The organism is Planococcus sp. BI3, from assembly GCF_056680115.1.
In genome coordinates, this window is record NZ_CM155266.1 from 1,978,496 (window position 1) to 1,992,704 (window position 14,209).

Consider the following 14,209-nt stretch of genomic DNA (forward strand, 5'->3'; position numbering starts at 1 on the left):
TAACTGACATTCCTATAGCGGTGGGAAAGCTTCGTGTAGAAATCGAAACGTTTCAGGTAGGAAGATGTAATTCATGTAAGAAGTCGAAAGCTTCAGGTAGAGGCTTCATACTCTCCTGTAGAAATCGACATGGTTCAGGTAGAAGCCTGTAACTTTCAGGTAGGAAGATGTGATTCATGTAAGAGGTCGAAAGCTTCATGTAGAGGCTTCATACTCTCCTGTAGAAATCGAAATGGTTCAGGTAGAAAGGTGTAACTTTCAGGTAGGAAGATGTAATTCATGTAAGAAGTTGAAAGCTTCATGTAGAAGCCCCATACTCTCCTGTAGAAATCGACATGTTTCAGGTAGAAACTTGTAATTTTCAGGTAGGAAGATGTAATTCATGTTAGAAGTCGAAAGCTTCAGGTAGAAGCCCCCATACTCTCCTGTAGAAATCGAAACGGTTCAGGTAGAAACCTGTAGCTTTCAGGTAGGAAGATGTGATTCATGTAAGAGGTCGAAAGCTTCAGGTAGAAGCCCCGTACTCTCCTGTAGAAATCGAAATGGTTCAGGTAGAAGGCGTAATTCTTCTCATAAACATCCAAATCCCATCCATAAGAAATCCCGCAAGCGCAAATTGCCGCTTACGGGATTTTTCTTTAAACTCAAACCTACAATTCAACGTCCATTCCTGCTCCACTCGCTTTTACTTTGCTGTAGACGCCTTTGGCGACTGCTAGATCGAAATAGGCTGCTCCTACGCATTTGAAGAAGGTGATTTCCGATTCTGCTTCGCGCCCGGCTACATCACCAACAACCAGCTGGCCAAGTTCGGCGTGGAGCTGGTCAAATGACCAGGCCCCGCTATCCACACTGTAGATCAGCTCGCCTGCTTCACTTTTGACGCCGGCGATGTCATCTGCAACGATTTTATTCGCACGCAGGATGGTCGTTTCGTCCATTTCGCGCATGCTCGGCAAATAGGAGCCGACGCCGTTGATGTGTGTGCCCGGCTTCAAGTCTTCGCCATTAAAGACCGGCTCGTTCGACCGCGTGGCGCAGCAGATGATGTCTGCCTGCTGGACCGCTGACGAAACGATGGTTTCGACCGTGTACGGGATTTCCACGCCGAATGCCACGAGACGTTCACCGAAGCGCTCCGCTTTTGCAGGGGTCCGGTTGACCAGGATAATTTTTTCGATTGGCCGTACAGCGAGCACACCCAACACCTGCTCGAATGCCATCGCGCCTGTGCCGATGACGGTCAGGACACGGCTTTCCTTGCGCGCCAAAAGGTCGGTCGCGATGGCGCTGAGCGCACCCGTGCGTAAGCGCGTTAAGTAAGAAGCGGTCATCATCGCGACATGCTCCCCGTTGTCACCGTCGGACAGCAGGATAACGCCTTGCGTGGTCGGCTTGCCCTGTGCCGGATTTTCCGGAAAGATGGTGACGATTTTGACGCCTGAGATTTTATTAACCGTATCGGCACTCGGCATATACAGCGCCGATGCCTGCCGCTCCGGAAAATCGAGAACCGTGCGATGCGGACTGTTGATCCCACCCTGCTGCTTGGCGCGCAGAATTTCCGTAACGTCGTGGATAGCGTCGACCATATGGTATTGCTGCTGAATTTGCTGTTCGTTGATGATAAGCATGAATAGAGTATCCTCCTAAAAAAGCGTAAGCGCCCGCTGAATCCGGGCGCTGTAGTCTAGCTATTATTCGATGGGCAATAGTTATTTCCCCTTAAACGCGGCTTTCTTCTGCCACTAACTTTGGTTCTGGCTGTCCTTGTCTGCCACTCAAATCCTTCACTGCCCAGATCGAGAGGAGTGAAATGACCGCCGTTAGGATAATATAAAGCGCGACTGGCACATAAGAGTTGTCGAATGTCGCCAATAGGAATGTCGCAACCAAAGGCGCCGTTCCGCCCGCTAAGGCTGCGCCGATCTGGTACCCCAATGTCACGCCAGTATAACGGACTTTAGCGTCGAAAATCTCCGAGAACATGGTGCCGAGAACTGCCGTAATCGGTGCCCAGATGATGCCGAGCCCTATGACCGTCGCGACGATCAGTAAAGTTACAGACCCCTGCTGCAGCAGCCAGAAGTACGGGAAAGCGAATAACGCCATAGCCACCGAGCCGGTGACGTACATCTTTTTGCGTCCAACACGGTCGGATAATGAGCCCATAATTGGAATCAAAATCGTCGTGATGACTGTCGCAATCATCACCGCAGCCAATGTGGCAGTTCGCGAAAATTCAAGGTTGGTTGTTGCATAGGATACCACGAAAGTTCCGAAAATGTAGAACGGTGCTGTTTCGACAACTTTTGCACCGATGGCGATCAATACTTCGCGCCAATGGTATTTCAAGGTATCCACAATCGGCAACTTCGGAATTTCACCGGATGCCTTAACCGCTTTGAACTCTGGAGTTTCATCAATGCCTTTGCGGATCCATAGGCCAAAGACCACCAGGAACGCACTCAAAATGAATGGAACGCGCCAGCCCCAGCTCATGAATGCGGCTTCCGGCAATAAAGTCATAATATATAATGCCAAGGTTCCCATGACCATTCCGATTGTGACGCCCATCTGCGGAATGCTGCCGAAAAAACCCCGTCTTTCAGGTGGTGCATATTCGGTGGCGAGCAGCAATGCCCCTCCCCATTCGCCGCCGATGCCCAAACCTTGGATCAAACGAAGCGTAATCAGCAGGATCGGTGCGGCAACGCCGATTGCTTGGTAAGTCGGCAGGAGCCCCATTGCGAATGTCGCAAAGCCCATCAAGCTCAAAGTGATTACCAAAGTCTTTTTGCGGCCGATGCGGTCGCCGATATGGCTGAAGATGATGCCGCCGAATGGACGGATAAAGAATGATAGCGCAAAAGATGCATAAGCGAGCATCAGCCCGACCGCCGGATCTTCATTGACGAAAAACAATTGGTTAAATACCAACGCCGCCATTGTTCCGTACAGGAAATAATCAAACCATTCAATCGAACTCCCTACCAGGCTTGCCGTTAAAACTTTGCGTGTTTGCTTTTTATCCATCCCATTTCCCCCTTGCGAATAATTGAAGTGACACTTTAATTCTCCCTTTCCAACAGTTTAGTCAGTTAGCAATATTCTGTCAATAACCTGCCTTAATTTTATTTTCTGCTTATGTACGGTATGATGAGAGCAGAACATTTAGCAAAGAGGGGTTTCTGCATGCCGGACGGAACAATTGGGGTAACATTGAAAAACCTTCGCAAGGAACGGAAGATGACCTTGAAGAAGCTGGCGGAACAAACCGGGGTTTCCATCAGCTTTCTGTCCCAGGTCGAACGTGGCAAATCAAGTGTGACGCTGGAATCGCTGCGCAAAATAGCGGATGCCCTGAATGTGGATCCCAGCCTGTTTTTTGCGAATGAAACCGAAGAAATCGATTGGGCCACACGCCTTGAACGGTTTTATTACAAAGATTTATCGCAAGGCGTCAAAGAAGCCAATTTCGTGCCGATGCTCGTGACGTTGAAGCCCGGCGATTCGGAAGGCAATCCATTTGCCCACAACGGCTACGAGTTTCTATTCGTCGTAGCTGGAATGTTGACAGTGGAAGTCGACGGTGAACGCACCGAACTCGCACAGCAGCAGTCCATCCTGTTCGATGCACGCAAAAAGCATTATTGGTTCAACTTAACGGAGCAAGATGTACGGTTTTTATTGGTATCATCCAAAACGAATTAAGGAGAGTCCGTCTATGCATCCAATCAAAGATCCGCAAGTAGATGAATTTATCGAAGGGCTGGAAAGCCACACGCAGGAAATCGTGGCGCAGTTGCGCACATTGGTGTTCGAAGCTTATCCGGAAATGGAAGAGGGCTTTAAATGGTCCAACCCGAGCTATGCAAAAGAAGGTCTGGTGTGCTATATGCAGACTGCCAAAACCCACGTCAACTTCGGCTTTTACCGTGGCGCGGACCTTCGCGACCAGTCCAAGCTACTCGAAGGCGATGGCAATAAAATGCGTCATGTGCGGTTGCACCGGACAGACGAAATCCGGCCTGATGAGCTGAAGCTGCTGATCTGGGATGCCGTGGAATTGAATCGGGGATAACACGAAAAGCGGAGGCAGCCCAACAGCAGAAGCTAACCTAAGAGCGCGACATCGTGTCGCAACGGTTAGCTGACCCGCATCCTGCGGGCCTCCGACAAGCGCTGGAAGCCTTGCCGGTAATGGCGTTCTTCAGCCATTGCTGGAAAGGCTGAAGCGACTCGAGGGGCTGGCTGCCGGAGTCTGGACACAGAAAAGCAGAGGCGCCTGTTCAGCTCTGACAGGGGTAAGACGATCTGGCGAAGCGGCATGTTTTCAGCCGCATAGCTGGAGTGGCTTGCATCCCGAAGAGCTAGGCGCCGGAGTCTGGACACAGAAAAGCGGAGGCGCCTGTTCAGCTCTGACAGGCATAAGGCAGATCGGCGACGCGGCGCTCTTTGTGCCGCACAGCTGGGCTGACTTATGACCCGAAGAGCTAGGCGCCGGAGTCTGGACACAGAAAAGCGCAGGCAGTTAAAAGAACTATTTTTAAGCATTTTAAAAAACGAGGCGCAATCTAATGCGCCTCGTTTTTTCTATTTCGTCGCTTCAAAGGTGATGATGGAGTCTGCATTTTCCGGGTACTCGCCGAATCGATAACCTGTTGAAATGCCGATATCGCGGAAACCGAGCCCTTCAAGAATCGTCTTGAATTCCTCGACGCCATACCAGCGCATCGGATACCGTTCGAGCTCCGTCTGGACCAGCCGACCTTCGCGCCAGCGTTCATAGCGCCCCTGGGAAATGAAATATTGCTTGATCCAGTCAACTTCAATTTTCTTGCTTTCCACCGTTAGCGTGTCGCCATTCTCAGCTTGCCACGTCCGCGTCGAGGTTTTCTCGAGTTCGATATCGGATGGCACATGCAAATCGACAATCAGACGGCCTCCTGTTTCCAGGTGGTTGTGGAAATTCTGCAAAGCCTGAAGCGATTTTTCACGTTCATGAAGCAGCAGGAACGTGCCTGTCGGGATGACGATAGCCCCATACTTTGCTTCAATCGAGAACGACTCCATTTTCGCGTTGAACAATGTTGGCAGAAGTCCGTGTTCTTCGCAATTAACGCGGCACACTCGAAGCATTTCCTCAGATACGTCAAAACCGTCCACTTGAAATCCTTTTTCCAGCAAGGGTATGAGCAGACGCCCCGTCCCTGTTGCCGGTTCCAGAATGCGCCCTTTGCACGAAGCCAGCCGCTCCAAATAATATTCAATATCCCCGAATGAACTGCCGATCGGCTTATCGAGATCATAGACTTCTGATGACAAACTGCTGTAATACCCTAACAACTCCTCACCCCATCCGCTTTATGAAATCATAACCAGGTTAACAATGACTGCGATGATATTCGGCACAGCCACTAATACTGCGTTCTTCATTTTCGTTACGCGCTGTTGCTGTTCACGGCGTTTTTCTGAACTTGTCGTTCTTGTCGATTTGTTCTTGCCATTTCCCAACCCCAATACGCCCCAAATCAACGCGATTCCGGCAGCGATGCCGCTAATAACGAAAACCAGTGACCAATCGTTCGTCAGATAAGCAACCAGCACACCAGCCATGACGATTAAGATTCCAATCAAAAAGTATTTCATGCTATTTTCTCTCCTTTAGGTACTGTGGATGATTACACTTTTCCCTGCATGCTAATTTTACCAAATGTCGTCCGCTAGAGGTAGCTGTTAGAAAGGATTTTTGACTTCAATGTGAATCATTCGGTTTTCTAGCTGATGGTCTGAGGTTTCAAAGTGAATATATTAGTTGGCTATATGAAAGATCCTCATCCTTACACGAATTTCATGTGGCTACATGAATGGTTCAGCGTTCTACATGAACGTTCGAGGCGGCTACATGAACCTGCGACATCCTTACATGAATTTTATATGGCTACATGAATGATTCCATCGCCTACATGAATGGTTCAGCGTTCTACATGAACGTTTAAAGCTTCTACATGAACTGTTCGAATCCAAACCAGCATCCTCGTTTTAAACATGAACGTTTTCATTCCATACATGAACTTCCCACTCCCCTACAGCAATTCCCCATCCTTCTACCTCATCCTTTCGCCTTGCTACACGTACTCAAATCCCCACACTCCAGTTCAAGACCGCAAAAGGAAGCAGTTCGCTTGCGCGAACTGCTTTTCACTACTTGGAATCGCTGATTTCATTAAGCGGACTGATTTCACCTAAAAAATCAGCGAACAGCCCTCTTTTATTTCATAGCTTCCGGTAGCGCTTCAAGGCGACGATGTTCAGGAAAATGAAAACCGCCGCAAAAGCAGCGAGCGCCAGCAGGTTGCTGGTTACATCCGCCAAGCCTTCTCCTCTGTACATGATGGCTTTCAGGGCATCGGCCGCGTAATACAGCGGCATGATGCGGCTGATGTTCTGCAGCCAATCGGCCATGCCTTCCAGCGGGATGATGCCGGCGAAAAAGATCTGCGGAATGACAACGATCGGGATAAACTGGACCATTTGGAATTCTGAAGCCGCGAAAGTCGATAACAGAATGCCGAGGGACAGCGCCACCAAAGCCAGCAGCAGATTGACGATGATGACGTGCCAAACCTGGCCGACCATAATCATATCCAGCACTTGAATCGAGTAGAATACGACGATGACTGTTTGGATGACAGCGAAAATACCAAACCCAGTCAGATAAGCCAGGACAATTTCCCAGCGCCGGATCGGTGTTGCCAGCAGCCGCTCCAAGGTTCCCGAAACCCGTTCTTTCAATAACCCGATTCCAGAAATCAAAAATACGAAAAAGAAGACAAAAAAGCCGACCAGTATCGGCCCCAGAACGTCAAAAAATTCTGTCTCTGCATCTCCGTAAATATATTCCGTATCAATGCTGGCAGGCGCCCCTCCGCCAGATTGCATAGCTGCCGCTTGCGTGACCTTCATCAATAAAGCCCGGGATGTGCTTGGGTCGTTGTTTTCCAGCGTAATCTGGAAGTCGCCTCCATTTATTTCCAGCAACCCGTCCAAGCCATCCGTGATGATGGTTTGTTGATCAGCTTCGTCATAGGAAATCACGTCAATCGATGCAGTTTCCAACGCGCCAACGAGCGGGTCATTGCCGCCGACAAGCCCGAGCTGTGGGTTTTCATTGTCGCCATTGAAAAAGAAATACATCAAAGTCAGGACAATGAGCGGAGCGAAAAACAGCAGCGCCATCGTCCGCTTGTCGCGCAATAGCTGCAGCATGATGCGTCGAATCAATGCCAGGATTCTCATCGTGCATCCCTCCCAGCCTGCAGAAAGACGCCTTCCAAATCAGCCGCCCCGTAAGCTGTCTTTAATTCGTCTGGCGTTCCGGCTGCCAGAATGCCGCCTTCACGGACCATGGCGATGCGGTCGCATTTTTCCGCTTCATCCATAACATGCGTCGTTACGATGATGGTCTTGCCCTGCTCCCTTTTCAAGAGCATCAACTCACGCCAGATCGACAGCCGGAGTTCCGGATCGATGCCGACGGTCGGCTCATCGAGGATCAGGATTTTCGGATCGTGCACCAATGCGATGGCCAGCGACAATCGCCGTTTCATGCCACCTGAATAAGCAGAGACTTTCTTGCCCATCTCATCTGTCAGCTGAACCAAATCTGCCGCATAGGCAATCCGTTCTTTCAGATAAGCCTTTTTCATTTTGTACAGCGAAGCGAAAAAGCTTAAATTCTCTTTGCCGGTCAGTTCAGGATAAAGTGCATCTGATTGCGCCATATAGCCAAGGTCCTCCAGCAGCGACAGATTAGGCACCCGTTTGCCAAGCACATCTACTGTGCCGCCGCTCGGCGAATCGATGCCGACGATCATCTTCACCAGAGTGGTTTTCCCCGACCCCGACGGCCCGATCAATCCGAAAATCTCACCGCCTGCAATTTGCAGGTCCACTCCATGAAGCACCGGGATTTTGCCGTAGTTCTTGCTGAGCTTGTTGATGGAGATGCTGCTATCCATGTCCGTTCCCTCCAGTCGAATAAAAACCTGTTGTCACTTTGTATTCTACGCTCATTTCAAAAAAAGCAAAGCAGCGGGAGGGCTGCTTTGCTTTTTATCTATAATGGGTATGCATCTTGTATGGGTGTTTGCGCTTTTCTTGGTGTCCAGACTCCAACGGCCAACTCCTCGGGTCATAAGTCAACCCAGCTGCGCGGCAAAGAACGCCACTCTGCTGGTTCGTCTTATGCCTTTCGGAGCTGAACGGCCGTTTCCGCTTTTCTGTGTCCAGACTCCAGCAGCCAGCCCCTCGAGTCGCTTCAGCCTTTCCAGCAATGGCTGAAGAACGCCATTACCGGCAAGGCTTCCAGCGCTTGTCGCGGCTTAACGGCTGCTTCCGCTTTTCTTATTGTCCAGACTCCAGCGCCCAGCTCTTTGGGACATAAGCCACTCTGGCTATGCGGCAAAGGACGCCGCTTCGCCAGATCGTCTTATGCCCGGCAGAGCTACACGGACGCTTCCGCTTTTCCTTCCCCCCACTCCGAAGCCAGCATGCCATAGACGACGTGGTCGACGTAATGGTCGTACAGCCATTCGGCCTGGCGGATGGTGCCTTCTTCGGTGTAGCCGAGGCGTTCGGGGATGCTGCGGCTTTTGTGGTTGCCCACGGCTGCCCGGATTTCGACTTTATTGAGCTGAAGATCGAGTAATGCATAATCGGTCAGGGCTTTGGCGACGCGGGTCATGATTCCTTTCCCTTGGTATTCATGGCCGAGCCAATAGCCGATGTAAGCCGTCTTGTTGCCTTGGTTGATGTTGTTGAATCCCGCAATCCCAACGATTTCGCCTTTGTAGAGGATGACGGCGCCGAGGCTCTTGCCTTCGACGAAATTGCCGCTTCCGGATTTGATGAAGTCTTTGGTATCTTGTACTTTGGTGGTGAAATCCAGCCACCCTAACCATTCTTTCAAATAATCCCGTGAAGCCTCAGTCAGCTCGAAAATCCGTTCCGCATCGCGCACTTCCTGCAGCTTGAGCGACAGGTCGTCATCAATTTTATGTATGAACATGGGAATCTCTCCTTTTTCTATGTAAATTAATCCTAGCATAACTTTCAGAATCTTCCATCCATAAATTTTTGCTTTATTGATCTGTCACTTGTTCGATTATTTACGGACAGAAACGTGTAAAATGAATATAAGCAAACGTGACTTTAGTGCAAAGAGGAGCGTGAGAGGATGGAAGCTGTTGATGTGAATGCACTGGACCCGGGAATTCCATTGTACCTGTGGATGCTGTTGTTCCTGATGTTCCTGGTGATGGCGTTTATTGGATTGGTGATCTATACCAGCCGCAAAAGTATGCCCCGTGATATTTTGCCTCCTCAGAATAAACAATCCCAGCTGCTGAAAGAGCAGTACGACAGGGGCGAAATCAGCGACGAAGAGTTTCAGAAACGCATGAAGATTTTGGATGAACAATCGAGAAAGAAGCTTCATTAAAGAAAGGAAGTTGAAGAGCATGGGAGAATTTTTTACGCAAGGAAATCCGGCACTTGGCGCAACTATCGCGGTTGGATTTATCGTTCTATTGGCGGCAATCGGGACGCTTCTGTGGTTCACGCTGATCAAAGCACGCAAAAAATCAGCACAAACCGAGCCCAGCGAATCAAACCAAGCGGCTGAATCGCTGCGCCAAAGCTATGTCAATGGTGAAATCAGCAAAGAGGAATACGACGAGCAATTGCGCAATTTGAAAGGACCGCCAACAAACTGAACTGTGCAGATTTTGTGGAGTTTCTCAATTTCCGTTTAATTGGCAATTGAAAGGGAAACCAAAAAGAAACATAACAAAATCTGAAACTGGAGGTTTTATTGATGGCACATGAACAACATGCAGAACTGATTAAAACCTTGCACGATTGCGCAGCAGCGTGCAACCACTGTTTTGACGCGTGCTTACAGGAAGACGATGTGAAGATGATGGCACAGTGCATTCGGCTGGACCGGGAATGCGCCGACATCTGCGCGTATCTGGAACATGCCATTACCCGCAACTCGCCATTCGTCGCAGAATTGGCGCAGGCATGCGCGACCATTTGCGATGCATGCGGAGCAGAATGTGCAAAACACGACCACGATCACTGCCAGAAATGTGCAGAAGCCTGTAAAAAATGCGCAGAAGCTTGCCGAAACGTGGCATAATTTTTATACCAAAAGCCCGGCTGCTGGGAAATCCCCGGCAGCCGGGCTTTTGTGTTGGCGGAAGTGCGGGTTTTTCGACATAATGTAACCAAAGGAGTGGTTTCGGATGGCACGAACAGTATTGGTGATAGGCGCCGGCATCGGCGGATTGACAGCGGGTTCACTGCTCGCAAAAGCAGGATGGCCAGTGACGCTGCTGGAAGCCTCTTCAGAACTCGGCGGCTGCGCCGGTAAATTCAAACGCAAAAAGTATTTATTCCCTGCTGGCGCTACGCTTGGCATGGGCCTTGAACCGGGTGGCATCCACAACCGCGTCTTCCGTTTCCTCGGCAAACCGATGGCCATCGAACCGCTTGAACGGGTCATGGAAATGGTCCATCCGGAAGCGACATTCGTGTTCCATAAAGACCGAGCGCGCCATGTCGAGGGCATCGCGGCGCATTTTCCTGAGCATAGCGACCGGATCCGCGCGTTCTACAAGGAAATCCACCATACTGCGGCTATCGTCCGCACCCTGATGGATCCACTCCCGTCCCTGCCTCCTGCAACGGCGGCCGAATGGGCATTCCTGACAAAATCCATGCGTCCCAAGCACATCAAGCTCCTGCCTTTTTTTAATCAAACCTTGGGTCAGCGGCTGAAAAAGCATGGACTTGGGGACTTGCAGGAATTTCGCCATATGCTCGATGGCCTTTTGATCGACAGCATGCAGACCGGCAGTGAAGATGTGGCGTATTTATTGTCCGCAGTGGCGCTTGATATTTATCACGAAGGAGCGTATTACGTGCCTGGCGGCTTGTACCGCTTTTCCGAATTGATGGGCGACAGCCTGAAGGAAAATGGCGGCGTGCTGAAAAAGCGGCGGACGCTTGAAAAGCTGGAACGCCGGGGCGATTTGTGGATCGCGACCGATCATCGCGGCAATGTCTATGAAGCGACGGATGTCATCCTCAATGTCCCCATCCAACAATTGCCGAAGATCTTGGCGCCGGAGCTGGTGTCCAAACTGAAGGTTTCGCTGCGCGATGGCATTGCCGGAGAAACTTGGACGACGCTCACGCTGTATTTGGCAGTGGATTCGGCACGGCTGAAAGAGCCGCTGCCGCCATTTCGCCAGATTTCAACAGGCGATGGGCTTGCTGAAGGCGGCCATTTCTTCATGTCCAGTTCTGTTCCGGGTGACGAGCTGCGCGCGCCTCGAGGTTTCCAAACCGTGACGATCTCCACGCACTCGCGCATTGGGGAATGGGATAGCCAGGAAAAATACGAAGATACGCGGGCGGTTTTAACGGAGCGCATGCTCCAGGCCATTCAGGGGGTTATCCCTGAATTCCGCGAGGCGGTTGTCCATATGGAAAGCGGCGCGCCCAAAGCGTGGGAACGTTTTGCGGGCCGGCCAAATGGACTGGTTGGCGGCTTTCCCCAAACCTTGGATGCCGCTTTGTTCAATTCCATTTCGCATCATTCCGGCTTGCCGAACCTCTACGTCTGCGGCGACCACATTTTCCCGGGCGGCGGAACCATCGGCGCTGCCGCCAGCGGGATCCATGCTGCACGGTCGGTATCGGGCAAGCGTCTGGTGTAGATTTTTGGTTTTTTGAAGCGAAAACATGTATGGTTCGGCGAAAAACATAGGGTCCCGGACATATCTAGGCCTTCGGTTCGGCTCTGGCTTCACATTTTGGGTGGCACGGCGGATTTGCAGTCGTTCAGAAAAATTTGCAATCGCTCAGGAAGATTTGCAGTCGCTGGGATGAATTTGCAATCGTTCGGAGAGATTTGCAGTCGTTCAAAAAAATTTACGATCGTTCAGCCAACTATGTGGGCGCTCAGTATCACAACCATCCAACACGGAATGCTCTAAAAGGAGCACGGCAAAAAACATTGCCGCGCAAAAAAACCGCCGCAGAAAAATTCTGCAGCGGTTTTTTAATTAACCCATTTATAGCCGATGCCCCACACCGTCAGGAAGTGCTGGTCAACCGGAAAGCCGGCTTGACGAATTTTCTCGCGGATGTTGCGGACATGTGAATCGACGGTGCGTCCTTCTGTTTCCGAGTCGAAGCCCCAGACTAATTCCAACAGGCGTTCGCGCTCGAAAACTTTATTCGGATTTTTCATCAGCAAGCCGAGCATCGAAAACTCTTTCGGGGTCAGATGGATGGGTTCATTCTTATAACTCAATTCAAAACGGTCCTCTTCCCATACCAAGCCATCCAATTCAATGCGCTTTGCCGGGGCACTGCGGCGCAGCAGGGCTTCCATCCGCGCCAACAATTCCTCTTCGCCGAAAGGTTTTGTCATGTAATCGTCCGCTCCGAGCCGCAGGCCTTTGACGATGTCTTCCTGCTGCTCACGGGCAGTCAGCATGATGATCGGCACATTGGAGGATTTGCGGATTTCGCGGCACACTTCCCAGCCGTCCATGTCGGGCATCATGATGTCCAGCAGCACCAAATCGAATGTTTCTTTATCCAGCAGGTCCAGCGCCAGCTTGCCGCTGTCCGCTTTTGTGCAGGCATAGTCATGCGGCCGCAAATAAAGCGACACCAGGTCGAGCATCCGTTTTTCATCGTCCACCAGCAATACTTTATGAATGGTCTCCACCCCTTTTCAATCGGACCGTAACAGCTGTTCCTCTGCCGAATTGGCTGTCGATGCGGATCCGTCCGCCATGCGATTCAACGATTTCCTTGGCAATCGCCAAGCCGAGCCCTGATCCTCCCCGTTCGCGCGACCTCGATTTTTCGACGCGGTACAGCCGGTCAAAAACGAAAGGCAATTCTTCCTCAGGAATCCCTTGCCCTTCATCACTGATGCGAATGGCGATGCCGTCCACTTCCTCGCAGCACTCCACCGCCACACGGTCGCCTGCCGACGAATGTTTGCGGGCATTGTCGAGAATGTTGAGCAGCACCTGCTGGATGCGTTCAGGATCGATGGAAGCCTGCACCTCGTCCTCACAGCTGATCGACAGTTCAATTTTTTCTTCATCAAATGCCGGTTTGACCAATACGGCGACCGACTTCAATAATTCTGCAATAGAGACATCTTTTCGTTCAATCGTGAATTGATTGCGGTCCAGCTTCGCCAAGTCGAATAAATTCCCGACCAGCCCTGTCAAATGGGTTGCTTCTTCGCGGATGATCGCCATATATTCTTCGCGCTCCTGTTCCGTCGTCTCCGGCCGGTCCAGAATATCGGCATAACCCTTGATATAGGTCAGTGGCGTCCGCAGCTCATGCGAAATACTCGACAGGAACTCATTACGGGCATTTTTCAACCGGTCGAGATCTGTCGACAATTTGGTGATGGCGTTCGCCAGTTCCCCAAGCTCGTCATTTCGGTCATTCGTCAGATCGACCTGGGTATTGCCTTGGCTCAATTGCTCGGTCGCTTCTTTCATGCGGATCAGCGGCAAAGTAATGATCCGTGACAGCAGCATGATCGCAATGATGGTCAAAACGACCGTAATGATGCCGACCAGGAGAAACTGGTTTTTCAGATGGTCGATGATGCGCTCGATATTATCGGTCGGTGCGAACATGAAGACATGGCCTTCGTGTACCCCGTCAATCGTGATCGGGCTGTCCGTCGCGATATAACGCTTGTCCTGCCAGCTTTCCTCGATTATTTCCCCGTCTATGGGCACGGCGTCAAAATCAGTATGACTCAGCACTTCCAGCATTTCTGGTTCCAATGCATCTGAATTGATCAAAATTTCACCTGTCTCATCTGTAATCACGACAATAAAATCAGTAGCGGCTTCCATCATGCCGACATGAGTGAGCGTCATCTCTTCAAAGCTGTCTTCCAGCACATCGCTATGGGTTTCGCCCCGCGCCAATAAATTCTCCATCACTTCATCAACGCGTTCATTGACCAGCGTGAAATAAAGCGTCGCAAACAGGAACGCTTCAATGATCAAGATGAAGATAAAAAACAATAAGCCGATTTTTAAAGATAATTTATTGAACATAAGGACCTCCGCCGTAACAACAC

The 14,209-nt window shown here is 50.6% G+C and carries 15 protein-coding genes; 6 read left to right on the top strand and 9 right to left on the bottom strand.

The features are described 5' to 3' along the window. Window positions 1-650: 650 nt before the first annotated feature. Together AC1MEO_RS09875 and AC1MEO_RS09880 are read right to left on the bottom strand one after the other, a co-directional pair. Window positions 651-1,634, bottom strand: coding sequence for an ornithine cyclodeaminase family protein (locus tag AC1MEO_RS09875; protein WP_480329933.1), 984 nt, complete (start codon window positions 1,632-1,634; stop codon window positions 651-653). 91 nt (window positions 1,635-1,725) lie between these two features. Further along, window positions 1,726-3,036, bottom strand: coding sequence for an MFS transporter (locus tag AC1MEO_RS09880; protein ID WP_480329935.1), 1,311 nt, complete (start codon window positions 3,034-3,036; stop codon window positions 1,726-1,728). A 159-nt stretch (window positions 3,037-3,195) separates the two neighbouring features. Here AC1MEO_RS09880 and AC1MEO_RS09885 point away from each other — a divergent pair, with 159 nt between their 5' ends. Further along, window positions 3,196-3,714, top strand: a complete 519-nt coding sequence (locus tag AC1MEO_RS09885) for a helix-turn-helix domain-containing protein (protein ID WP_480329937.1) — start codon at window positions 3,196-3,198, stop codon at window positions 3,712-3,714. Between the two features lie 13 nt (window positions 3,715-3,727). After that, window positions 3,728-4,084, top strand: coding sequence for a DUF1801 domain-containing protein (locus tag AC1MEO_RS09890; protein WP_480329939.1), 357 nt, complete (start codon window positions 3,728-3,730; stop codon window positions 4,082-4,084). Between the two features lie 512 nt (window positions 4,085-4,596). Here the strand turns inward: AC1MEO_RS09890 and AC1MEO_RS09895 are convergent. The 5 genes from AC1MEO_RS09895 to AC1MEO_RS09915 all read right to left on the bottom strand — a co-directional run bounded on the left by AC1MEO_RS09895 (window position 4,597) and on the right by AC1MEO_RS09915 (window position 9,073). Beyond that, entirely contained in the window at window positions 4,597-5,349 is a 753-nt protein-coding gene (locus tag AC1MEO_RS09895; RefSeq protein ID WP_480329941.1) for a class I SAM-dependent methyltransferase, read from the bottom strand. Between the two features lie 18 nt (window positions 5,350-5,367). Next, entirely contained in the window at window positions 5,368-5,652 is a 285-nt protein-coding gene (locus AC1MEO_RS09900) for a DUF5316 domain-containing protein (protein WP_480329943.1), read from the bottom strand. Between the two features lie 627 nt (window positions 5,653-6,279). Then, a complete protein-coding gene (locus AC1MEO_RS09905) occupies window positions 6,280-7,302 on the bottom strand; it encodes an ABC transporter permease (protein ID WP_480329945.1) in 1,023 nt (340 codons plus the stop codon). Further along, window positions 7,299-8,024 carry an ABC transporter ATP-binding protein gene (locus AC1MEO_RS09910; protein WP_480329947.1) on the bottom strand — a complete coding sequence of 242 codons (726 nt, stop codon included), beginning with the start codon at window positions 8,022-8,024 and terminating at the stop codon, window positions 7,299-7,301. Before AC1MEO_RS09910 ends, AC1MEO_RS09905 begins: the two co-directional genes overlap by 4 nt. Before the next feature lie 485 nt (window positions 8,025-8,509). Then, window positions 8,510-9,073 carry a GNAT family N-acetyltransferase gene (locus AC1MEO_RS09915; RefSeq protein ID WP_480329949.1) on the bottom strand — a complete coding sequence of 188 codons (564 nt, stop codon included), beginning with the start codon at window positions 9,071-9,073 and terminating at the stop codon, window positions 8,510-8,512. A gap of 168 nt (window positions 9,074-9,241) precedes the next feature. On the opposite strand from AC1MEO_RS09915, the gene AC1MEO_RS09920 reads away from it, so the two are divergent. The 4 genes from AC1MEO_RS09920 (at window position 9,242) to AC1MEO_RS09935 (ending at window position 11,792) form a co-directional block, all read left to right on the top strand. Continuing rightward, entirely contained in the window at window positions 9,242-9,505 is a 264-nt protein-coding gene (locus tag AC1MEO_RS09920; RefSeq protein WP_480329951.1) for an SHOCT domain-containing protein, read from the top strand. A 19-nt stretch (window positions 9,506-9,524) separates the two neighbouring features. Beyond that, window positions 9,525-9,779 (top strand): SHOCT domain-containing protein, encoded by a 255-nt coding sequence (locus AC1MEO_RS09925; protein WP_480329953.1) that lies wholly within the window; start codon window positions 9,525-9,527, stop codon window positions 9,777-9,779. A 101-nt stretch (window positions 9,780-9,880) separates the two neighbouring features. Then, on the top strand, window positions 9,881-10,207 hold the full coding sequence (locus AC1MEO_RS09930) for a four-helix bundle copper-binding protein (protein ID WP_480329955.1): 327 nt from the start codon (window positions 9,881-9,883) through the stop codon (window positions 10,205-10,207). 106 nt (window positions 10,208-10,313) lie between these two features. After that, on the top strand, window positions 10,314-11,792 hold the full coding sequence (locus tag AC1MEO_RS09935) for a phytoene desaturase family protein (RefSeq protein ID WP_480329957.1): 1,479 nt from the start codon (window positions 10,314-10,316) through the stop codon (window positions 11,790-11,792). A gap of 344 nt (window positions 11,793-12,136) precedes the next feature. Here AC1MEO_RS09935 and AC1MEO_RS09940 read toward each other — a convergent pair whose 3' ends face one another. Both AC1MEO_RS09940 and AC1MEO_RS09945 read right to left on the bottom strand, forming a co-directional pair. After that, a complete protein-coding gene (locus AC1MEO_RS09940; protein WP_480336074.1) occupies window positions 12,137-12,805 on the bottom strand; it encodes a response regulator transcription factor in 669 nt (222 codons plus the stop codon). Further along, window positions 12,798-14,186 (bottom strand): sensor histidine kinase, encoded by a 1,389-nt coding sequence (locus AC1MEO_RS09945; protein WP_480329959.1) that lies wholly within the window; start codon window positions 14,184-14,186, stop codon window positions 12,798-12,800. The genes AC1MEO_RS09940 and AC1MEO_RS09945 overlap by 8 nt, the downstream gene beginning before the upstream one ends. Between the last annotated feature and the right edge of the window lie 23 nt (window positions 14,187-14,209).

Bases quoted from the DNA above. Each gene is read 5' to 3' on its own strand.
- AC1MEO_RS09905 (WP_480329945.1), bottom strand. From the start codon at position 7,302: ATGAGAATCCTGGCATTGATTCGACGCATCATGCTGCAGCTATTGCGC.
- AC1MEO_RS09885 (WP_480329937.1), top strand. From the start codon at position 3,196: ATGCCGGACGGAACAATTGGGGTAACATTGAAAAACCTTCGCAAGGAA.
- AC1MEO_RS09880 (WP_480329935.1), bottom strand. From the start codon at position 3,036: ATGGATAAAAAGCAAACACGCAAAGTTTTAACGGCAAGCCTGGTAGGG.
- AC1MEO_RS09900 (WP_480329943.1), bottom strand. From the start codon at position 5,652: ATGAAATACTTTTTGATTGGAATCTTAATCGTCATGGCTGGTGTGCTG.
- AC1MEO_RS09930 (WP_480329955.1), top strand. From the start codon at position 9,881: ATGGCACATGAACAACATGCAGAACTGATTAAAACCTTGCACGATTGC.
- AC1MEO_RS09875 (WP_480329933.1), bottom strand. From the start codon at position 1,634: ATGCTTATCATCAACGAACAGCAAATTCAGCAGCAATACCATATGGTC.
- AC1MEO_RS09920 (WP_480329951.1), top strand. From the start codon at position 9,242: ATGGAAGCTGTTGATGTGAATGCACTGGACCCGGGAATTCCATTGTAC.
- AC1MEO_RS09890 (WP_480329939.1), top strand. From the start codon at position 3,728: ATGCATCCAATCAAAGATCCGCAAGTAGATGAATTTATCGAAGGGCTG.
- AC1MEO_RS09945 (WP_480329959.1), bottom strand. From the start codon at position 14,186: ATGTTCAATAAATTATCTTTAAAAATCGGCTTATTGTTTTTTATCTTC.
- AC1MEO_RS09915 (WP_480329949.1), bottom strand. From the start codon at position 9,073: ATGTTCATACATAAAATTGATGACGACCTGTCGCTCAAGCTGCAGGAA.
- AC1MEO_RS09935 (WP_480329957.1), top strand. From the start codon at position 10,314: ATGGCACGAACAGTATTGGTGATAGGCGCCGGCATCGGCGGATTGACA.
- AC1MEO_RS09925 (WP_480329953.1), top strand. From the start codon at position 9,525: ATGGGAGAATTTTTTACGCAAGGAAATCCGGCACTTGGCGCAACTATC.
- AC1MEO_RS09910 (WP_480329947.1), bottom strand. From the start codon at position 8,024: ATGGATAGCAGCATCTCCATCAACAAGCTCAGCAAGAACTACGGCAAA.